This window comes from Acidicapsa borealis (assembly GCF_059115245.1).
The window spans coordinates 4,702,405-4,718,389 of sequence record NZ_JCACNY010000001.1 but is presented as its reverse complement, the minus strand read 5'-3'; the positions used below and the strand labels follow the sequence as shown (position 1 = coordinate 4,718,389).

At 58.0% G+C, this 15,985-nt stretch carries 10 protein-coding genes; 6 read left to right on the top strand and 4 right to left on the bottom strand.

Annotation, left to right across the window (positions count from 1 at the left end):
- The first annotated feature begins 13 nt into the window (after positions 1-13).
- The 6 genes from AC5S27_RS19210 to AC5S27_RS19185 all read left to right on the top strand — a co-directional run bounded on the left by AC5S27_RS19210 (position 14) and on the right by AC5S27_RS19185 (position 7,703).
- On the top strand, positions 14-817 hold the full coding sequence (locus AC5S27_RS19210) for a 4'-phosphopantetheinyl transferase family protein (RefSeq protein WP_493936174.1): 804 nt from the start codon (positions 14-16) through the stop codon (positions 815-817).
- A 291-nt stretch (positions 818-1,108) separates the two neighbouring features.
- On the top strand, positions 1,109-2,482 hold the full coding sequence (locus tag AC5S27_RS19205; protein ID WP_493936173.1) for an O-antigen ligase family protein: 1,374 nt from the start codon (positions 1,109-1,111) through the stop codon (positions 2,480-2,482).
- Between the two features lie 148 nt (positions 2,483-2,630).
- The gene (locus AC5S27_RS19200; RefSeq protein WP_493936172.1) at positions 2,631-2,870 is read left to right on the top strand and encodes an acyl carrier protein; all 240 of its coding nucleotides are present in this window, start codon (positions 2,631-2,633) and stop codon (positions 2,868-2,870) included.
- Between the two features lie 245 nt (positions 2,871-3,115).
- Complete coding sequence (locus tag AC5S27_RS19195) at positions 3,116-5,059, top strand: HAD-IIIC family phosphatase (protein WP_493936171.1); 1,944 nt, start codon at positions 3,116-3,118, stop codon at positions 5,057-5,059.
- Entirely contained in the window at positions 5,056-6,252 is a 1,197-nt protein-coding gene (locus AC5S27_RS19190) for an SGNH/GDSL hydrolase family protein (protein ID WP_493936170.1), read from the top strand. Before AC5S27_RS19195 ends, AC5S27_RS19190 begins: the two co-directional genes overlap by 4 nt.
- Positions 6,249-7,703, top strand: a complete 1,455-nt coding sequence (locus AC5S27_RS19185; RefSeq protein ID WP_493936169.1) for an MBOAT family O-acyltransferase — start codon at positions 6,249-6,251, stop codon at positions 7,701-7,703. The genes AC5S27_RS19190 and AC5S27_RS19185 overlap by 4 nt, the downstream gene beginning before the upstream one ends.
- A 33-nt stretch (positions 7,704-7,736) precedes the next feature.
- Here AC5S27_RS19185 and AC5S27_RS19180 read toward each other — a convergent pair whose 3' ends face one another.
- The 4 genes from AC5S27_RS19180 to AC5S27_RS19165 all read right to left on the bottom strand — a co-directional run bounded on the left by AC5S27_RS19180 (position 7,737) and on the right by AC5S27_RS19165 (position 15,336).
- Entirely contained in the window at positions 7,737-10,226 is a 2,490-nt protein-coding gene (locus AC5S27_RS19180) for a carbohydrate binding domain-containing protein (protein ID WP_493936168.1), read from the bottom strand.
- Positions 10,177-11,433 carry a glycosyltransferase family 4 protein gene (locus AC5S27_RS19175; protein ID WP_493936167.1) on the bottom strand — a complete coding sequence of 419 codons (1,257 nt, stop codon included), beginning with the start codon at positions 11,431-11,433 and terminating at the stop codon, positions 10,177-10,179. The genes AC5S27_RS19180 and AC5S27_RS19175 overlap by 50 nt, the downstream gene beginning before the upstream one ends.
- An 8-nt stretch (positions 11,434-11,441) precedes the next feature.
- Positions 11,442-12,734, bottom strand: coding sequence for a glycosyltransferase family 4 protein (locus AC5S27_RS19170; RefSeq protein WP_493936166.1), 1,293 nt, complete (start codon positions 12,732-12,734; stop codon positions 11,442-11,444).
- Positions 12,735-13,026: 292 nt separating this feature from the next.
- Positions 13,027-15,336: a S9 family peptidase gene (locus tag AC5S27_RS19165; protein WP_493936165.1), complete on the bottom strand. Its 2,310-nt coding sequence runs from the start codon at positions 15,334-15,336 to the stop codon at positions 13,027-13,029.
- Positions 15,337-15,985: the final 649 nt, after the last annotated feature.

Genomic DNA, 15,985 nt, shown 5'->3' with positions numbered 1-15,985 from the left:
ATTCCTTCTTAAGATGGTTGCAGCGTTCAAAGACATCGACTGGAATTGCATCCACATCTGGCGGGTAGCCCTTGGCGTCCCCGTAGGAGAAGCTCAACTGAGCGCGTGGACAGCGCTTCTTTCCACGGAGGAACGAGCAAGGGCCAACGCCTTCCATCGTGAAGAGCTTCGTGAGGATTACGTTGTCTGTCATGCGGCTTTGCGGTCGGTGCTGGGCCAATGCGTTGGAATTTTGCCCCAGGATATCCGATTCCGGTCTGTATTACCGCAAATGCATCGCGGTGCTGCGGGCGGTGCAGCGACGGGCAAACCAGCTCTCGATCTCGCTTCCGCCAAAGCGTCTGAAGCTCGAGACCTCCGTTTCAACCTCAGCCATACCAGAGGAGCGGCCTTGATTGCCGTCGCGCAGGGAAGAGAAGTGGGCATCGATATCGAGTGGCAGCGGCCGATGGAGGATATGGAAGGGATGGCGCGGACGGTCATGTCGGACGAGGAGTATCTCCAGTGGCTAGCGCTGCCCGGCAAAGATCAGGCAATCGCTTTTTACCGCCTCTGGACCCGCAAAGAGTCCTATTTGAAAGCCATTGGACTTGGCCTGTTTCGTGACCTGCATGACATCACCGTCCCGGTTTCTGCTGATTTTCTTAATCCTTCCGGGGACGGCATTCCGGTGCGGGACAGCGCAGGGGCTGGAGTCTGGAGGGTAGCGGATATCCCCGCCGAGAGTTCTCACGCAGCCTCGATCTGCTGCGAAGGAGGTCCGCTGCCGGCGCTGTCGGTGCAGGATTGGCAAGTGACTGAGGCGCCGGCCCAGTAAAACCAATCCGGCATGATCGGGTGTGATGACCAGTTTGAGGGATATGCAGGGGCCTGTCTGGGAGTGCCTAATGCAGATATGGGAACCGGCGTGTCCGGTCTGCTTCTGCCTGTCTAAACCTGCCGAAGATCGAACCACTTTATGCTAAGGTGAGGCAGAGAGCAGGCTGTGCTGCTGCAAGAATGGAAGCACTGCGGCGGTCTAGCCACGCACAAGTATCTGAACTATGCGAGCGCAGGCAATAATTTGTGAACAAACGGCGGGCGCGGCTCATTTTGGAGGTGACAGGCTTTGGCGTATTTATTCATCATTCCCGGTCTGATCTCCCTCTATTACGTAATGACAGGACAGCAGAGCAAGGCGTTCCTCAACGTCTACCTGCCGTGTACTTTCCTGCTGCCGTATTACTACCACTTTCGCATTCCGCATCTGCCGCCACTCTCCGCTGGCGATGCCGCGCTCCTGCCTCTGGGCCTTTCGCTGCTTATCAGGCCGGTCAACAAGTGGCGTTTCAAGCGCATGGATCTGTGGGTCGTCATATTCGTCCTCAGCTACGGCATCAGCGAAGTCACCAAGGACTACGTGCCCAAAGACGGCATGATTCAGTGGATGCAGGTCGGCTTCACGGAAATGTTCCTCGGCTACATCGTCGGGCGGCAGATTATCGAACCGAACCTGCGTGTGGAAACAATCAAACGAATCATCTTCCTGTTCATGGCCCAGACGCTCTTTGCTCTCTATGAGTTCCGCATGGGCCAGAACCTGTGGCTCAACTGGGGTAGAAGCATCTTCGGTCTGACCGACGTAGGCTGGTTTGTCCAGTTGCGTGGCGGCTGGGCGCGTATTGCAACCTGCTTCTCCGGCGCTATCGGAGCCGGCATTGCATTCATGGTCGCTTTTGCGCTGAACTACTACCTGATCCAGATATATAAGCGGGACAAGAAGGTGCTGGGACCAAAGATGTCCTGGCTGCAGAAGTATCGTTTGCCCATGTTTCTCTTGCTGGGATTCGTGTACATGACCGGGTCGCGCATGCCGATGGCGTGCACCGCCCTGGTGTTCATCATCCTGCAGATTCCGCGATTCAAGAACATCAGGACGGGAGCGACCATCGTCGTGTTGGTGGCCGGAATCCTGGTCGGCTCCGTCTATGCATACTTTCAAAAGTACACAGCGGCTCCCGAAAATGACCAGATGGATGAAGCCCAAACAAGCGCTATCTATCGCAAGGACCTGCTGATCAACTATGCCCCCATCCTCGAAGCCGGTGGCTTCCTCGGCTGGGGATCACTGAATCCGCCGCTCGTCATGGGCCAGAGCTCGATCGACAATGGATACATGCTGGTCCAGTTGGCACAAGGCAACCTCGGGCTTTGGGATTTCAAGCTGATCCTCTTCGATTCCGTTCTTAGCCTCGTCATATTTGCCTTCACCTTCAAGCACAAGGAGAGCCAGTTCCTGGCCTTCAGTCTGCTCGGAGCGATCATTGGGATATTCGTGTCTCTAACGACAGTCGGCATGGGCGAGCAGATGACGCAGGTGATCTTTCTGCTGCTTGGCTGGTCCGTGTCCCTGCAGGATACGAGTGTCCTGAATCTGGGCACAGCCGCGCCCGCAGTAGCGTACCCGGAGGCGAAGTTCCGCTTCAAGCGGGTGATCGCATAGTACTTAGCCGGCGAATGTTAACCCACGATGAAGCGGTGTTTACGAGCCTCCAAGGGCGCACAATAAAGGTGTCCTCGCGGAACGCATGAGCTACAATTTATTGCAGACAGCAGGACACAATCTTGTACCAAACGAGGAGAGTTCTTTCATGGATGATGCACAGATCTACGTCCGGCTGACCGAGATTTTCGAAGATGTTTTTGATGAAGACGACATCGAAATCACCCCCGAGCTAACCGCCAAGGACGTAGACGGCTGGGACAGCCTCACGCACATTCGGTTGATGCTCACCGTAGAGAAAGCGTTCAAGATCAAGTTCTCCACGTCGGAAGTTGGCAAGATGGAGAACGTCGGCGACCTGGTGAAGCTCATCAAGGCGCGCGTTTAGCATCTCTTCCTATCTGTTCTGATGCTCCAAGCTGAGTGCCTCACTGATGGCTGAGTTACAACTTCCGTGGGCCGCGAGGGCGGTCAATTTCAGGGTCAATGACACGGATTGGGCATTGCCGGTTTGACCCTCACGCGATGAACTAATCACAGAGGTAACTTCGCGTGTTTGTCGCAGCCCGGGTACCTCGCAAGCTCCAGCAATCGACATCACGATAGCTCACCAGCAGGGATGGACTCTCAACCATGAATGCACTGTACTCAGAATTGCAATGGCTTCCACGCACCCAGCCTGATTTTTCAGAACGCGTGAAGGCGTTGAACAGCGCCACCGGATCCATCGGCCGCGAAGTCCAGGCGCTCGCTTCCTACGGGCTCGATCTGAACCAGCTCACCAAGCTGGCTAAGGTCATCGGCAAAGCAAAGGCAGAAGGCAAAGGGCTTGAACCACTCGTTCCCTTTAAACTAGCCGTGCTCGCCAACTCCACCATCGACATGATGGTCCCCGCGCTCGTCGCCAGCGCCGCCCGCCGCGGCGTAGCTCTTGAAGTGATCCAGCCCTCCTACGATCAGGTCGCGCAGGAAGCCCTTACGCCAGACTCCAAGGTCAACAGCTCCAAGCCCGACGCGGTCCTTCTCGCAATCGACTTTCGCGCCCTGCCGCTGAAGCTTTCGCTCGGCGACCCCGAAGCCGCTTCAGCCTCCATCCAGGGAGCCTTCGGCTACCTGCAGGCGCTCCGCAACGGCATCAAGTCCAACTCAAGCGCCGTTTGTATCTTCCAGACCTTCGCACCACCCGTCGAACCGCTCTTCGGCAGCCTCGACCGCGCCTTGCCTGGCACCCTGCGCAGCCTCATCGACGGCGTCAATCGCGAACTTGCCGAGTTCGTCATCGGCTCCGGCGACGTACTGCTCGACGTAGCCGGCCTCGCCGAAACCGTCGGCCTCGCCAACTGGCATGACACCAAGCTCTGGAACATGGCCAAGTTCCCCTTTTCCGACGAACTCATCCCCCTTTACGCCGACCACGTCGCGCGCAAAGTCGCGGCGATTCGCGGCAAGGCAGGCAAGGCCCTCATCCTCGACCTCGACAACACAGTATGGGGCGGCGTCATCGGTGACGACGGCCTTGAAGGCATCAAGATCGCCCAAGGCGACGCCACCGGCGAAGCCCACCTCGCCGTCCAGCGCATGGCCCTCAACCTCCGCGACCGCGGCATCGTCCTCGCCGTTTCATCCAAGAACACCGACGAAGTCGCCCGTACCCCCTTTGAACAGCACCCGGAAATGTTGCTCAAGCTTGACCACATTGCTGTCTTCCAAGCCAACTGGAACGACAAAGCCACCAACATCCAGGCCATCGCCGAAGAGCTCAACCTTGGCCTCGACGCCATGGTCTTCCTCGACGACAACCCGGCAGAGCGCGGTCTTGTCCGCAAGCTGCTCCCGCAGGTCCAGGTTCCCGAGTTGCCCGAAGATCCCGCCTACTACGTCCGCACCCTGGCAGCCGGTGGATACTTCGAAGCAGTCACCTTCGCGACGGAAGATCTGAAGCGCGCCGGCTTCTACCAGGACAACGCCAAGCGCGCCAACCTGCAGAAGCAGGTCGGCGGTGTCGATGCCTATCTCGCGTCGCTGGACATGACCATCACCTTCCAGCCTTTCGACGCAACGGGCCGCGCGCGCATCGTGCAGCTGATCAACAAGTCCAACCAGTACAACCTCACCACGCGCCGCTACACTGATCCTGAAGTCCTTCAGGCCGAAAACGATCCGGAAGTCTTCACCCTCCAGGTCCGCCTCGCCGACATCTTCGGTGACAACGGCATGATCAGCGTCATCATCGTCCGCCCAGCGGAAGCCGGAGTCTGGGACATCGACACCTGGCTGATGAGCTGCCGCGTTCTCGGCCGCAAGGTCGAGCACATGGTCTTGCGCGAGATCCTCCAGCACGCCCGCGCCGCCGGTATTCATAAGATCACCGGCACCTATAAGCCATCCGAAAAAAACAAGCTCGTGATCGAGCATTACGCCAAACTAGGCTTCACCAAGACCTTTGACGATGGCTCTGGCCTTACCAAATGGGAACTCCTCGTCGAAGGCGCCAACCAGGATAGCGCCCCGATGAAGGTAGTCTCCCAGGGCTTCGATACCGTCGTAATCCCGGAAACGGAGAGCTCGCTCGTATGAGCTCACCGGCTGGCGATTCAGAACCAAAGAAGAAGCTGCCGGGCCGGGACTGGGTCCTGCTCCCGGCAGTCGGTCTGCTGACCATTGCGGTCATCGCCGGTGCAACGGAGCTGGCCGCGCGCTGGGCTTTCCCGGTTTCGTCGCAAGGGCTGCTTGATTGCTTCCCGAAAGACAACCCAACCGGCGACCTGCCGGTTCATCCCAACTGCACGTGCTCCGAGCGCATCGCCGAGAGCAAGTACACCGTTGAGTACAAGTTCAACAGTCTTGGCAACCGCGAGAATCACGAACTCGAACCCAAGAAGCCCGGCACCTACCGTATCGTACTCATCGGTTCCTCGATGACCATGGGCCTCTTTGTTCCGAAGGAGAGAACTTTCGCCGCGCTCCTTCCCGAGCAGCTTTCGCAGGCGACAGGCCGCAAGATTGAGGTCTACAACGAAGCGCCCGGCGGCAAGTTCCGCGGTGGCACCTATCCCACCCGCGACTCCGTAGCCCAGTTCGACAAGGTCCTCGCCGCACAGCCAGACATGATCCTCTGGGTCATCACTCCCTGGGACGCAGTGAACGCCGGCTTCAACGCCGCCGCAGCTCCAGCCGCGCCCACAGGCCCCGCTCCTCAGCGGACTCTGGCCGATCGCCTCAACTACCGATGGGAGCTCACCCGCAGTTCCATCGTTCTCAAACATCTGCTACTCGCCAACGACAGCCAGGACGAGTACGTCCGCTCTTACCTGCGCAACGAAGATTTCGCCGGCTTCCTCCGTGCCGCTCCCGGCCCCAAGTGGGATGCTGAGTTGAAGGCCTTCGACGACGACGTGACCCAGATCCAAGCCAAGGCTCAAGCCGCCGGCGTGCCCTTTGTCGCTGTCCTCGTCCCCAATCGGGCGCAGGCCGCCATGATCTCTGAAGGCAAGTGGCCCGAGGGCTACGACCCCTACAAGCTCGACCACGCCCTGCGTGATGTAGTCGTCCGCAACGGCGGCACTTACCTCGACATCCTGCCCGACTACAGCACCATCCCCAGCCCCGAGCAGAACTACTTCCCCGTCGACGGCCATCCAGACTCGGACGGCCACGCCGTCATTGCCAAGCTATTGACCCGCGAGCTGTCAGCCAAATTCAAGAGCGGCGCAATACCCTCCGCCAAGCCCGATCCAACAGCCGAAGAAAGCAAGGTGCAGAAGCCATGAATCTCGACTCCGCATCTTTTCAATTCGTCCTCTTCGGCTTGATCACCGCCATCGTTTCAAACTTCAGTCGTTCCCGCATCTGGCGTTCCATCGTGCTGATGGCTGCCACGCTGTTCTTTCTCGCGGCATTGTCCCAACAGCCGCTGGTCTTCGTCCCGCTGGCAATCTTTCTACTGCTAGGTTACGTCTGCCTCGCGCTCCTCGAACGCGGCATGCCCAAGCTCGCCGTGTGGAGCGTGCTCGCAGTCATCTTCGTCTACGTATGGCTGAAGAAGTACACCTTCCTGCCCGATGGCATCTTCCTCCATTTCCCCTACTTCACGCTCGGCCTCTCGTACATCTTCTTCCGCGTCCTTCACCTGCTCATCGAAGCCGGAGAACCCGCCGAAGAAGGCCAGTCCAAGCAACACATCGGCATCGGCGCCTACCTGCTCTACACGCTCAACTTCACTACGCTCGTCTCCGGCCCCATCCAGCGCTATGACGAATTCGCCCGCGACCAGTTCGCCGTCGATCCCATCCCGCTCGACCCCGGCGTCGTGGGCCTGCAGCTCGAACGCATCGTTCGCGGCTTCTTCAAGGTCAACGTTCTTGCCATGCTGCTGCACACCGCGCAGGAGAATGCTCTCGAACAACTAGCCCAGCCGCTGCCTCTGCCGCTGCGAATCTTTGCGGCCTTCCGCGTCATCGTCGCGTACCCATTCTTTCTCTACGCCAACTTCTCCGGCTATATCGACATTGTCATCGCCCTTGCCCGCCTCATGCGCGTGCGCCTGCCGGAAAACTTCGACCGCCCATTCTCTGCTTCGTCCTTCCTCGACTTCTGGAACCGCTGGCACATCACGCTTTCCATGTGGCTGAAGACCTACGTCTACAACCCGCTGCTCATGTTCCTGATGCGCCGCGTGGAGTCACCCGCACTACAGCCTTTTCTCGGCGTCATCTGCTTCTTCGTGACCTTCTTCCTGATCGGCATCTGGCACGGACGCACCTCGGAATATGCGGTCTTCGGCGTCCTGCAGGGCGGCGGCGTAGCCATCAACAAGCTCTGGCAGGTCTGGCTAGGCCAATACCTCGGCCGCAAGAAGTACAAAGAGCTGGCCAAGGACCCCATCTACATCGCCTTTGGCCGCGGCCTCACTTTCACCTGGTTTGCCTTCACCATGTTCTGGTTCTGGGCCAACTGGGTGCAGATTGACAGCTTCTTCGGTTCGCTCAACTTCGCCAGCTCTGTTGTAGTCTGGGCAGGCGTCTGGGTGGTAGCAACCGCAGTCCTCGCGGCATGGGAATCACTCCGAGCACGCCTCTTGTCCATCCAGACCGAAGACGGCCCAATCCTTACCAGCCGCTACGCCCGCGTCGTTTACGCCTCGGCACTGGGGCTGGTCGCTTTCATCATCGTAGTCATGCTCAGCGCACCCGCCCCGGGCATCGTCTACAAGGCGTTCTAGCATTCTTGAACCACTGAGTCGGTGCCGCGCCTGTTAAGGCTTCGCTGCATCCCAGGTCAGCACCGTCATTGAAAAAGGCGGCAGCGAATAAGGCGCCGCCGGATCAAAGCCGGAGAGCGTCTCGCGGGCGATCGAAACCTTCTGCGAGTCTTCGTTGCTGTCTGTAATTTTGTCCGAACTCAGCCTGCTCTGCTGAACCGTCCCATGCGGAGCAGAAGGACCTGCAAGCGAGATCGAAAGAGCCTTATCCCGGCTCAGGTTGAAGATCACAAAGCTATGATGTGCCCCGTCTTCAAATGCAAAGGTTTGCAACAGGTGCGCGCCCTTCAGCTTGATTTTCGTCTCGTTCAAAACGGCATTGTTGGTCTCCACCTGATCCCACGTAGGATTCGTCCCGGTTATCGTAGTCTCGACCATCTTCCCAAGAATGGCCTCATTCGCCATCTGCTCTGCAAGGAATGTAGGCCGCACACGGTTCGTCTGCCCACCCATGTCGACAACCGTCCCCCAAAGTTTCATCAGCCGCTTCGAGCCCGCGCCATCGAAGCCGTTCTCATACTCCGGTAGGCAAAACAACGCCTGCGCATTGACGCCGTTGTCACGCATCATCAGCAGCATGTGCTCAGCAACTGAAAGCCCCGCACCGACAGAAGGTAGCGTTGCATCGAGGTCAGCCTGTGTAGCCTTTCCGCCAAGCGCGCCAAGATTCACTTCGTACACCGCCAGCTTCATGCCATACTTCGCAGCCAGCTTTTCATTCTGAGTGACGAGCCCGTTCGGCAGACTGTCGCGATACTCGCCCTCAGCAAACATCGGCCCAAAAATCACTTCGTTCGAACTTCCGTCATTAAAGGAGTCAAAGGTATAAGGTGCAATGTCGATCGAGTCAGCCTTGGGCTTGAGCGTAAGCCCCTGTTCGGTCCACCACGGCACCGCGTACCAGCCATCCATGATCAGGTCGTACTTGCCCGCCTCATAAAGCGGCGAAGCCTTCGCAGCCGAAAAAATGTCGTTCACACGCGTTGCGTAAGCCTTCGCCTCTGGAATGCCCTCGCCTGGAAAAGACCCCCAGTTCCACGTCTCGTTGCCCAACTCCAGGTGGATCGTAGAGAAGACCTTGGTCCACGGCGTCGCTTGGCCGAGCGCCACACGTTTCGCGCCATAGGGAGTGGCCGCCGCGCCGCCCAGATACTGCATCAGGTTACGCATCTCCGCCGGAGTCATTCCCACCGGCAGATTGAACCACGGTTCGGCTCCCACCGTCTGGCAGAGTACCAGGAACTCATGCAGCCCAATGGGGATATCCATCTGCTCTTTGTTGCCTTCGCTGTATCCAGCGCGCTGCCGGGCAAACGGGGGAGCGAGCAGGTTGTCGATCGTGCTGCCAAAGGTCGTGCCGTTGTCCATGTAGCGCAGGATGCCCGGCTTCAGCTCGCGCAGCCGGCTCACAACAGCGTTGCGGAACGCCGTCGGATTATCCGGCGCGGCCGCCTCCGTCAGGGAAACATCGTCCAGCAGGATAGAAGCCGAGTTGACCGCGATGACCACATGCACCGGTCCGACATAGGTGCCATTCTCCTTCGCCGTGAAGGTGAACTGATAATCCTTCCAGTCGCGCGTTAACGCCACATGATGGGTCAGGTAAGTCATGTTCCCGTAGCGCTGCGCGAGCCGCGTGACCGAGGCCGTCAGCTCCCGCGTCCCGCCAATCCCTTTGGCCCGGAAACTCAGCGTGAACGACCCGTTCAGCTGCACAAAGGAACGTCCATCCCAGGTATCAAACGCGGTGCCGACCGATGCTGTCTGGTAAGGTCGCGCAGCGTCCAGCAACAGTGCCTGCTTCCCTGGAGAATTCGGCGAGATGTCGTGAAACTCGGTGTCAACGTGAGCGTCCTTCGACGTCTCAACATTCCAGCCCGAAGCGGCATTGCCCGGATGCTTCATCCGCACAATGTAGTAGTCGCCCACCGCCGGATGAACCCCAAGACGGCCAAAGTTCACCCAGATACCTTTGTGCTCAGGACCCGAAGCCACCGAACTGCCAGCAATGGTTCCGGATTGCCCCTTCGCCGCTCCCCAGAAAAACTCGAACGTCCCGCCCTTGGCAAAGTCCTGCGGCCACCAGCTCCACTCATCGGAGTCAGCGCAGGAGTCGCCTTTGACAAACTTGCACTCCAGCACCGTCTGCCAGATTTCGCCTTCGAACCCAGGGTTGCGAAACGTCAGATCGCGCAGCATCTGACCTGAGTCATAGTAAGACTGGCCGCTCATGTTCATGCCAAGCCGCCGTACATTGCTACGGATAATCTTGCTGCCGATATGGATGACGGTCGGACCTGTGCCAGCAGGCGACGCGATCTTTGGAGGCGGAGCCGACTGGCATCCCGCTGTTCCGGCAAGGAACGGAATCATCAGGAGGGCAGAGAACAGGCGCCGCAGGCGCGAGCTTCCGCCGACGGACAGGAACGGGAAATCAGACGCGGCGAGCATCCATCGCCTGCCGGTAGATATCGAGAATGGCATCGATCTTCTGGTTCCAGTCAAAGTATTGCTCCACCCTCACCCGCCCAGCCGAGCCTAGCTGCGCTCGCAGAGCCGGATCGGCAATCAACTTCTCCATCGCCGCAATAAAGCCATCGGTGATGACCTTGGGATTAGACGGATCGACCAGGATTCCGCAGGTTTCGTTCAGGTAATCCGCCGGACCACCCCACTCAGTGGCAACCACGGGGACGCCACAGGCCATGGCTTCGAGCACCACCGCACCGCCGCACTCGTAAATGCTGGGTAGAAGCAGCGCAGTCGCACCATGCAACAGAGCAGCACACTCCGGCTGCGGACGCCAGCCAAGCCAGTGAACGCGGTCAGCGATCCCCAGGCTCTCCGCCAGTCCAGCCCAGGCAGCCCGCATCGCGCCGTCTCCAATGACCTCAAGCTGCGCGTTCGGAGTCGCCGCCAGGGCATGCAGCACAAAATCTAGCCGCTTCCAATCCACCAGCCGTCCAATGAACAAGAAACGTGCCGGATAGCTGGGAGCAATGGGTGCATTGGGCAGCTTCCATATCCCGAGATCAACCCCGTTCTCCGGTATCTCAATCACCTTGCCCTCAGCACAATCCGGCAAAGCCTCGCGAGTGCGAGGATTAGCAACCAGTAGAATCGCCGCATTCTTCTTGCCGGCAACAATACGATTCACGAGATTGGCGCTGCTCCGGCCAAGTGCGACAGTGACGCGAGTAAACAGTGATTCAGCCCCGCGAAAAGCTGCCGGATAGTCCATACCGCCATTCATCGGCCCAATCACCACCGGCACGCTCAGCCCGGAGATAAACGACGGCGCCTTGGGCGAGACCGGAATCGGCTGGTGAACGATGTTGATCTGCTTCTCGCGGATAAGCTTCTTCACCATGCTCGTCTGGATAAGCTGGTTGATCAGCACCATCAGCGTGCCAAAGGTAGCTTCAGCAACGCGGCGCGGCAGCGGCTTGCTCATCTGCCAGATGAGCTTGTGATACCACTTGTCCGGGATGTACTGGATGCGGTCCTGATCGGCCGGGAAGAGCGCTTCGAGCTCCGGCCGGGTACGCCCGTGGATAATCAACCACGCTTCAACACCCCGGGCCCGCAGCCGCGAAAAGTAGTGTAGCGGAAGCGAAGCCTCTCCACCGAACCGGAAAGAAGCATTTTCAGCAACAATGCAAATGCGAAGCGGTGCTTGGGATTTAGACATGGGCGCGATCAGATATGGGAGACTTCGACGACCAGATTGTCCGCGCCTTCAATGGAATCGGCTTCAGGCTCGTCAGCTGCGGCCGCGGCAACGCTGGGCAGCCCAGGATCGATCTTGCGGCCCAATACTCGCTCCATCACAGCACGCATCGAGATAGCCCAGGCATCCCAGTTCAACCGCTGCTCATACTCATCACGGCTTGAGACGACCAGCGCCTTATACCGTTCAGGATCAGATATCACTTCAATCACCTGGTCAGCATAAGCGCTTCCCGGAGCATCGTACGGCAGCAGATAACCATTCACGCCTGGAGTAATGGATCCGCCCAAACCGCCTGTATCGGAAGCAAGAACCGGTAACCCAAAAGCGCTGGCCTCGCTGATCACAATCGGAGTTGCATCAGCGCGAGTCGGCAGCAGCATAAAATGTGCATCCAGAAAAAGCTGCTCGATCTGCCTGCGCTGCTCAGGGTCATGCTTGCTCAGGAAAGGGATCACGCGGAAGTTAGGATGCTCGAAACCCGCAGGCGGCGTGCAGCCGAGGATCGTCACCTGCGCATCAATGCCGCGCTTGAGCAGACTGATGAGGCACTCATAGGCGATCGCTCCGCCTTTGCGTATCCAGTCCACGCCCACCAAAATGAGCTTGATCTGACCGTTCAAATTGCGATTCAGCGCTGCGCTGCGAGTCGGCGGATCGTTCAGGTTCGCTCCAAAACTTACCTTGCATGTCGTAGCCGGCGATGCTCCGTAGTCTTTACATGCGCTTTCAACAGCCCACTCGGAGGGGTAAACTGCCGCTTGCGAACGCAGGATCGCCGCGGCTTCGATCAGTTCGCCTTCCCGCATGCCGTACTCGGAGACAGAGGTGAATTCAGGGTAGTAGTCGACAATCTGTGCCCAAGTGATGTCCGAGTAATAAACCAGCGGCAGATCGGTCTTCATCTGTGCGATCTCGACCGAAGCCACCGGTGCAAACAAAATATCGCATGGCTGCTCCTCGATCCGACGTTCAAAGAAACGAGCCAACCGGTGCGCAAGCACGCGATTCTTGTCCGTAGCCAGGATCTTACCCGTAATGCGCTGCCAGTAGCGGTTCACGCGAGCGGTATTGTCGACGACGAACTTCGTGCCCTTCGTGTCATCCGGACCGAGGTAGATCACCTCGCCTACATGCGCTTCAAGCGCACGAGACATGAAGTAAAAGATACCGGACCACGAGCGGATGTCTCGGGCGTCGAAGCGATGCACAAAGCCGATTCTCAGTCTTTGCGTAGCCTTCGGCGGCAATGAATCCGACATAGATTCCGTTCCTCGTTCCATGGGCGGGGTAGCTCTTCCCAGTTTCGATGCACTCCAGTGTTTCAGAGGCAGTATTGACGTCCAATCTTCAGCGACGGCTATGGGATACCTTACGTTGAAAGTATCACGCTTCAGCGTAACCTCCGCACTGAGAAAACAGCTGTACCGCGAAAGTTGCACAGGACTGTAAGCATGCAACTTCGCAACATGCACTTGGCCGAGCCAATTACCTCCAAATGCAGGTCTCTATGGGAAAGCATCACCCTGCAGACCACAAAGAGCTCCCCCAAACTTATAGATTCTTTATGAAAAATTCTGTCATGCGCGTAAACAGAACCTGCCGCGAACCGGGATCGTCTGGAACGTGGCCTCGATCCGGAAAGAGCAGCACATCCGCGGATTTACCCGCATCCAGCAGGTGATCCTGCAACGTGAACAGATTCTCCATTGGAACGAACTCATCTTCCGTTCCCTGCGCCACCAACAGTGAACCCTTGAAGAACTTAGGGGTATCGTTCTCCAGAGCCGTGGAAGCATCCCATCCATCCGCGTGGGCAACAGGGTCATCGAGATAGCGCTCGGCGAAGACAGCATCGTAAAAGTGCCAGTCGATGATCGGAGCTCCGGCAAAGGCGGCTTTATAAGCTACCGGCCGGTCGAGTATGGCATGTACCGCGAGAAATCCTCCGTATCCCCAGCCGCATACTCCAAGCCTGCTTTGATCTACGTAAGGCAATGTCGCCAGATAGAGCAGCCCGTCGCGTTGGTCAGCCATCTCCTGGCCGCCCAGCCGCAAGTGAATCGGCTCTTCAAAAGCATGCCCCCGGCCGGCCGTAGCTTGATTGTCCATGGCGAAGACGATGTATCCCTTCTGCGCCATTAACTGCATCCAAAGGCCGGTTGCGCCCCCCCATGCGTCGCGTACCAGCTGCTCTCCCGGTCCACCGGCCATGTAAACAATCACTGGATACTTCTTGCTCGCATCAAAGGCAGGAGGCTTGATCACGAAAGCATGCACGTCAGCGCCCAGATGCATCTTGAGCGTAAGGAACTCGACCGGCTGCAGAGGCGGCAAGGCCGCGGCGTCCGATGGTTTGTCGTTCCCCGGAGCCGTCTGCGCCAAACTCTGCAATGTCTGCCTCGGCGGAGCGGAGTGCGTGGAGTAGGTGTCCAGGAACGTCGCTGCATTCGGCGCCATGCTCACGTCATGCGTACCGGGCTGCTGGGTAATGCGGGTCATGCCGCTGCCATCCAGTCCAACCTTATACAGATGCCGCTCCAGCGGGCTTTTTTCTGTGCCAGTGAAGTAGACCAGTCCCTTTGCTTCATCGATCCCGTGGACGCGGCTTACTTCCCAATCCCCCTTGGTAAGCTGCGCAAGCTCTTTGCCCTCAGTCGAGTAGAGGTAGAGATGACGAAATCCGGACCTCTCGCTGGACCACAGAAACCGCTTCCCATCTGCCAGGAAAACGGGTCCATCGGAGAGATTGATCCAGTACTGATCGGTTTCGGACAGCACCAGAGAGAATTTGCCGGTAACCGTGTCAGCGAGAAAAAGATCAAGCTTCTGCTGCCGGCGGTTCAGGCGCTCGAGACTGAGGTGACGGCTATCCGGTGCCCACCCGAACCTCGGAACGTACAGGTCTTTGGTCGGTCCAAAGTGGACCTCAACCGGCAAACTTCCGGCTTTGACGCGTCGTGCGAAGACGCGGACAATCGGCAGCGCCCCTCCGGCCTTGGGATACACGATCTCCCGCGTTTCCCCGCTGCTTGAGTGAAATGCATGCTTCGCGACAGCGCGATCGTCAATCTCCAGATAGGCAATGCTGGCTGAATCCGGTGACCAGGCGTAGCCGCGATCCAGGTGCAGAGAATTGCGGTAGGGCCAATCCAGTTCGCCCTCCAATACATCCGGCCTACCGGAAGCAGCAAACGTGCGCACCGGGCCGCCCGTCACGCTGACCAGGCACAGTTTATGTCCGCGCACGAAGCTCACCGTCTTGCCATCGGGCGACAAAGCAGCATCCGTGATCAAGGCATCGCCCTTCACGAGAATGCGGGAATTGCCGGAGGCAAAGTCGATCCAGGCAATGGACTGTGCCCCGGCAAGCAACATTGCCGCGTTTCCAGGTGCCCATGCAAAGTCCCGTAAAAGATAGGGATTACCGTCCGCTGCATCGTCATCCGCAAGCTTGGGACCGGTCGGAGGAGCGGCCCCGCTCAGAGCCGACGTGATCCGTTCTGCCGAGAGCAGGAGCATCGCCTTCCCGGATTGGGCTGGATTCGCCAGCTTTTCCGATTCGGGAGGATAGGTCCAGATTTCCTGCTGCAGCGCCGGATTGAACGCCCGCGCTTCCGGACGGTGCAGCTTCATCCATGCCACTCGCTGGCCATCCGGGCTCCAGTGCATGGGATCGGCGAGGTGAACCACGTCCAGTGGAGTGTCCGGCTCCTGGCTGATGCGCTCGATGGTCAAGCCGGTCGCCGACTGAACGGGCCTTCTTGGGCCGCGGTTATCGGTAGCGCTTTGGGCGTCCAGAATCTGCACGACCAGGCATGCAGAGAGCCCGGTGGCAAGGAGTGTGAGGTTGAAACGGGTCATGCCACCAATCCTGATGTTTCCGGTTACTGATCTAGAACTTGCGGTAAAGGACAACCCTGTGCGCGGCAGTCGCGGCGCAAAGTCCGTCTCGATGCGGTTTCCAGTAATACTAACGAGGATAAATGGGTCCTTCGAGTCCACACAAACCGCTCACCCGCACGAGTTGCGTCCCTATGAGTTCGGAAGACTTTTCCATAGCCTCTTACTGGAGATGTTCGCGTGGACCACATACCCGATTTTGACGACTCAAATCCTCTCCCATTATTTCGTCGAAAGCGAGATCGAGCTAGCTGACCTTGCTTGAGCAGCCTGCCGATTTGGATATACAAGACATGAGAGTAACCAAAATAGTTACTAAATTTTGATTACTTGCTCCTCGTGTAATCAAATAATTCGCTTTTTGTTCTCCTAGAGGGAATGGCTCTTCCGGTATCCCGACAAGAAGCAAAGCACAGACGAAACTGTTCTGTAAAATGATCTAAATATATTAGATGCAACAGTTTAAGATCGCTCATGGCATCCTGACAGGCATTGTTCGCGGAATTTTATATGCAATGCAATCCCACGAATTGGTCAAAATAAAGCAAAAAAGTACCCAATATAGAAGAAACTACGGTAATCTATTTTTCCGTTACTCAAATTTGCCTTG

Coding starts and splice junctions, on each gene's coding strand:
- AC5S27_RS19210 (WP_493936174.1), top strand. CDS start 14: ATGGTTGCAGCGTTCAAAGACATCGACTGGAATTGCATCCACATCTGG.
- AC5S27_RS19200 (WP_493936172.1), top strand. CDS start 2,631: ATGGATGATGCACAGATCTACGTCCGGCTGACCGAGATTTTCGAAGAT.
- AC5S27_RS19195 (WP_493936171.1), top strand. CDS start 3,116: ATGAATGCACTGTACTCAGAATTGCAATGGCTTCCACGCACCCAGCCT.
- AC5S27_RS19190 (WP_493936170.1), top strand. CDS start 5,056: ATGAGCTCACCGGCTGGCGATTCAGAACCAAAGAAGAAGCTGCCGGGC.
- AC5S27_RS19185 (WP_493936169.1), top strand. CDS start 6,249: ATGAATCTCGACTCCGCATCTTTTCAATTCGTCCTCTTCGGCTTGATC.
- AC5S27_RS19180 (WP_493936168.1), bottom strand. CDS start 10,226: ATGCCATTCTCGATATCTACCGGCAGGCGATGGATGCTCGCCGCGTCT.
- AC5S27_RS19175 (WP_493936167.1), bottom strand. CDS start 11,433: ATGTCTAAATCCCAAGCACCGCTTCGCATTTGCATTGTTGCTGAAAAT.
- AC5S27_RS19170 (WP_493936166.1), bottom strand. CDS start 12,734: ATGTCGGATTCATTGCCGCCGAAGGCTACGCAAAGACTGAGAATCGGC.
- AC5S27_RS19165 (WP_493936165.1), bottom strand. CDS start 15,336: ATGACCCGTTTCAACCTCACACTCCTTGCCACCGGGCTCTCTGCATGC.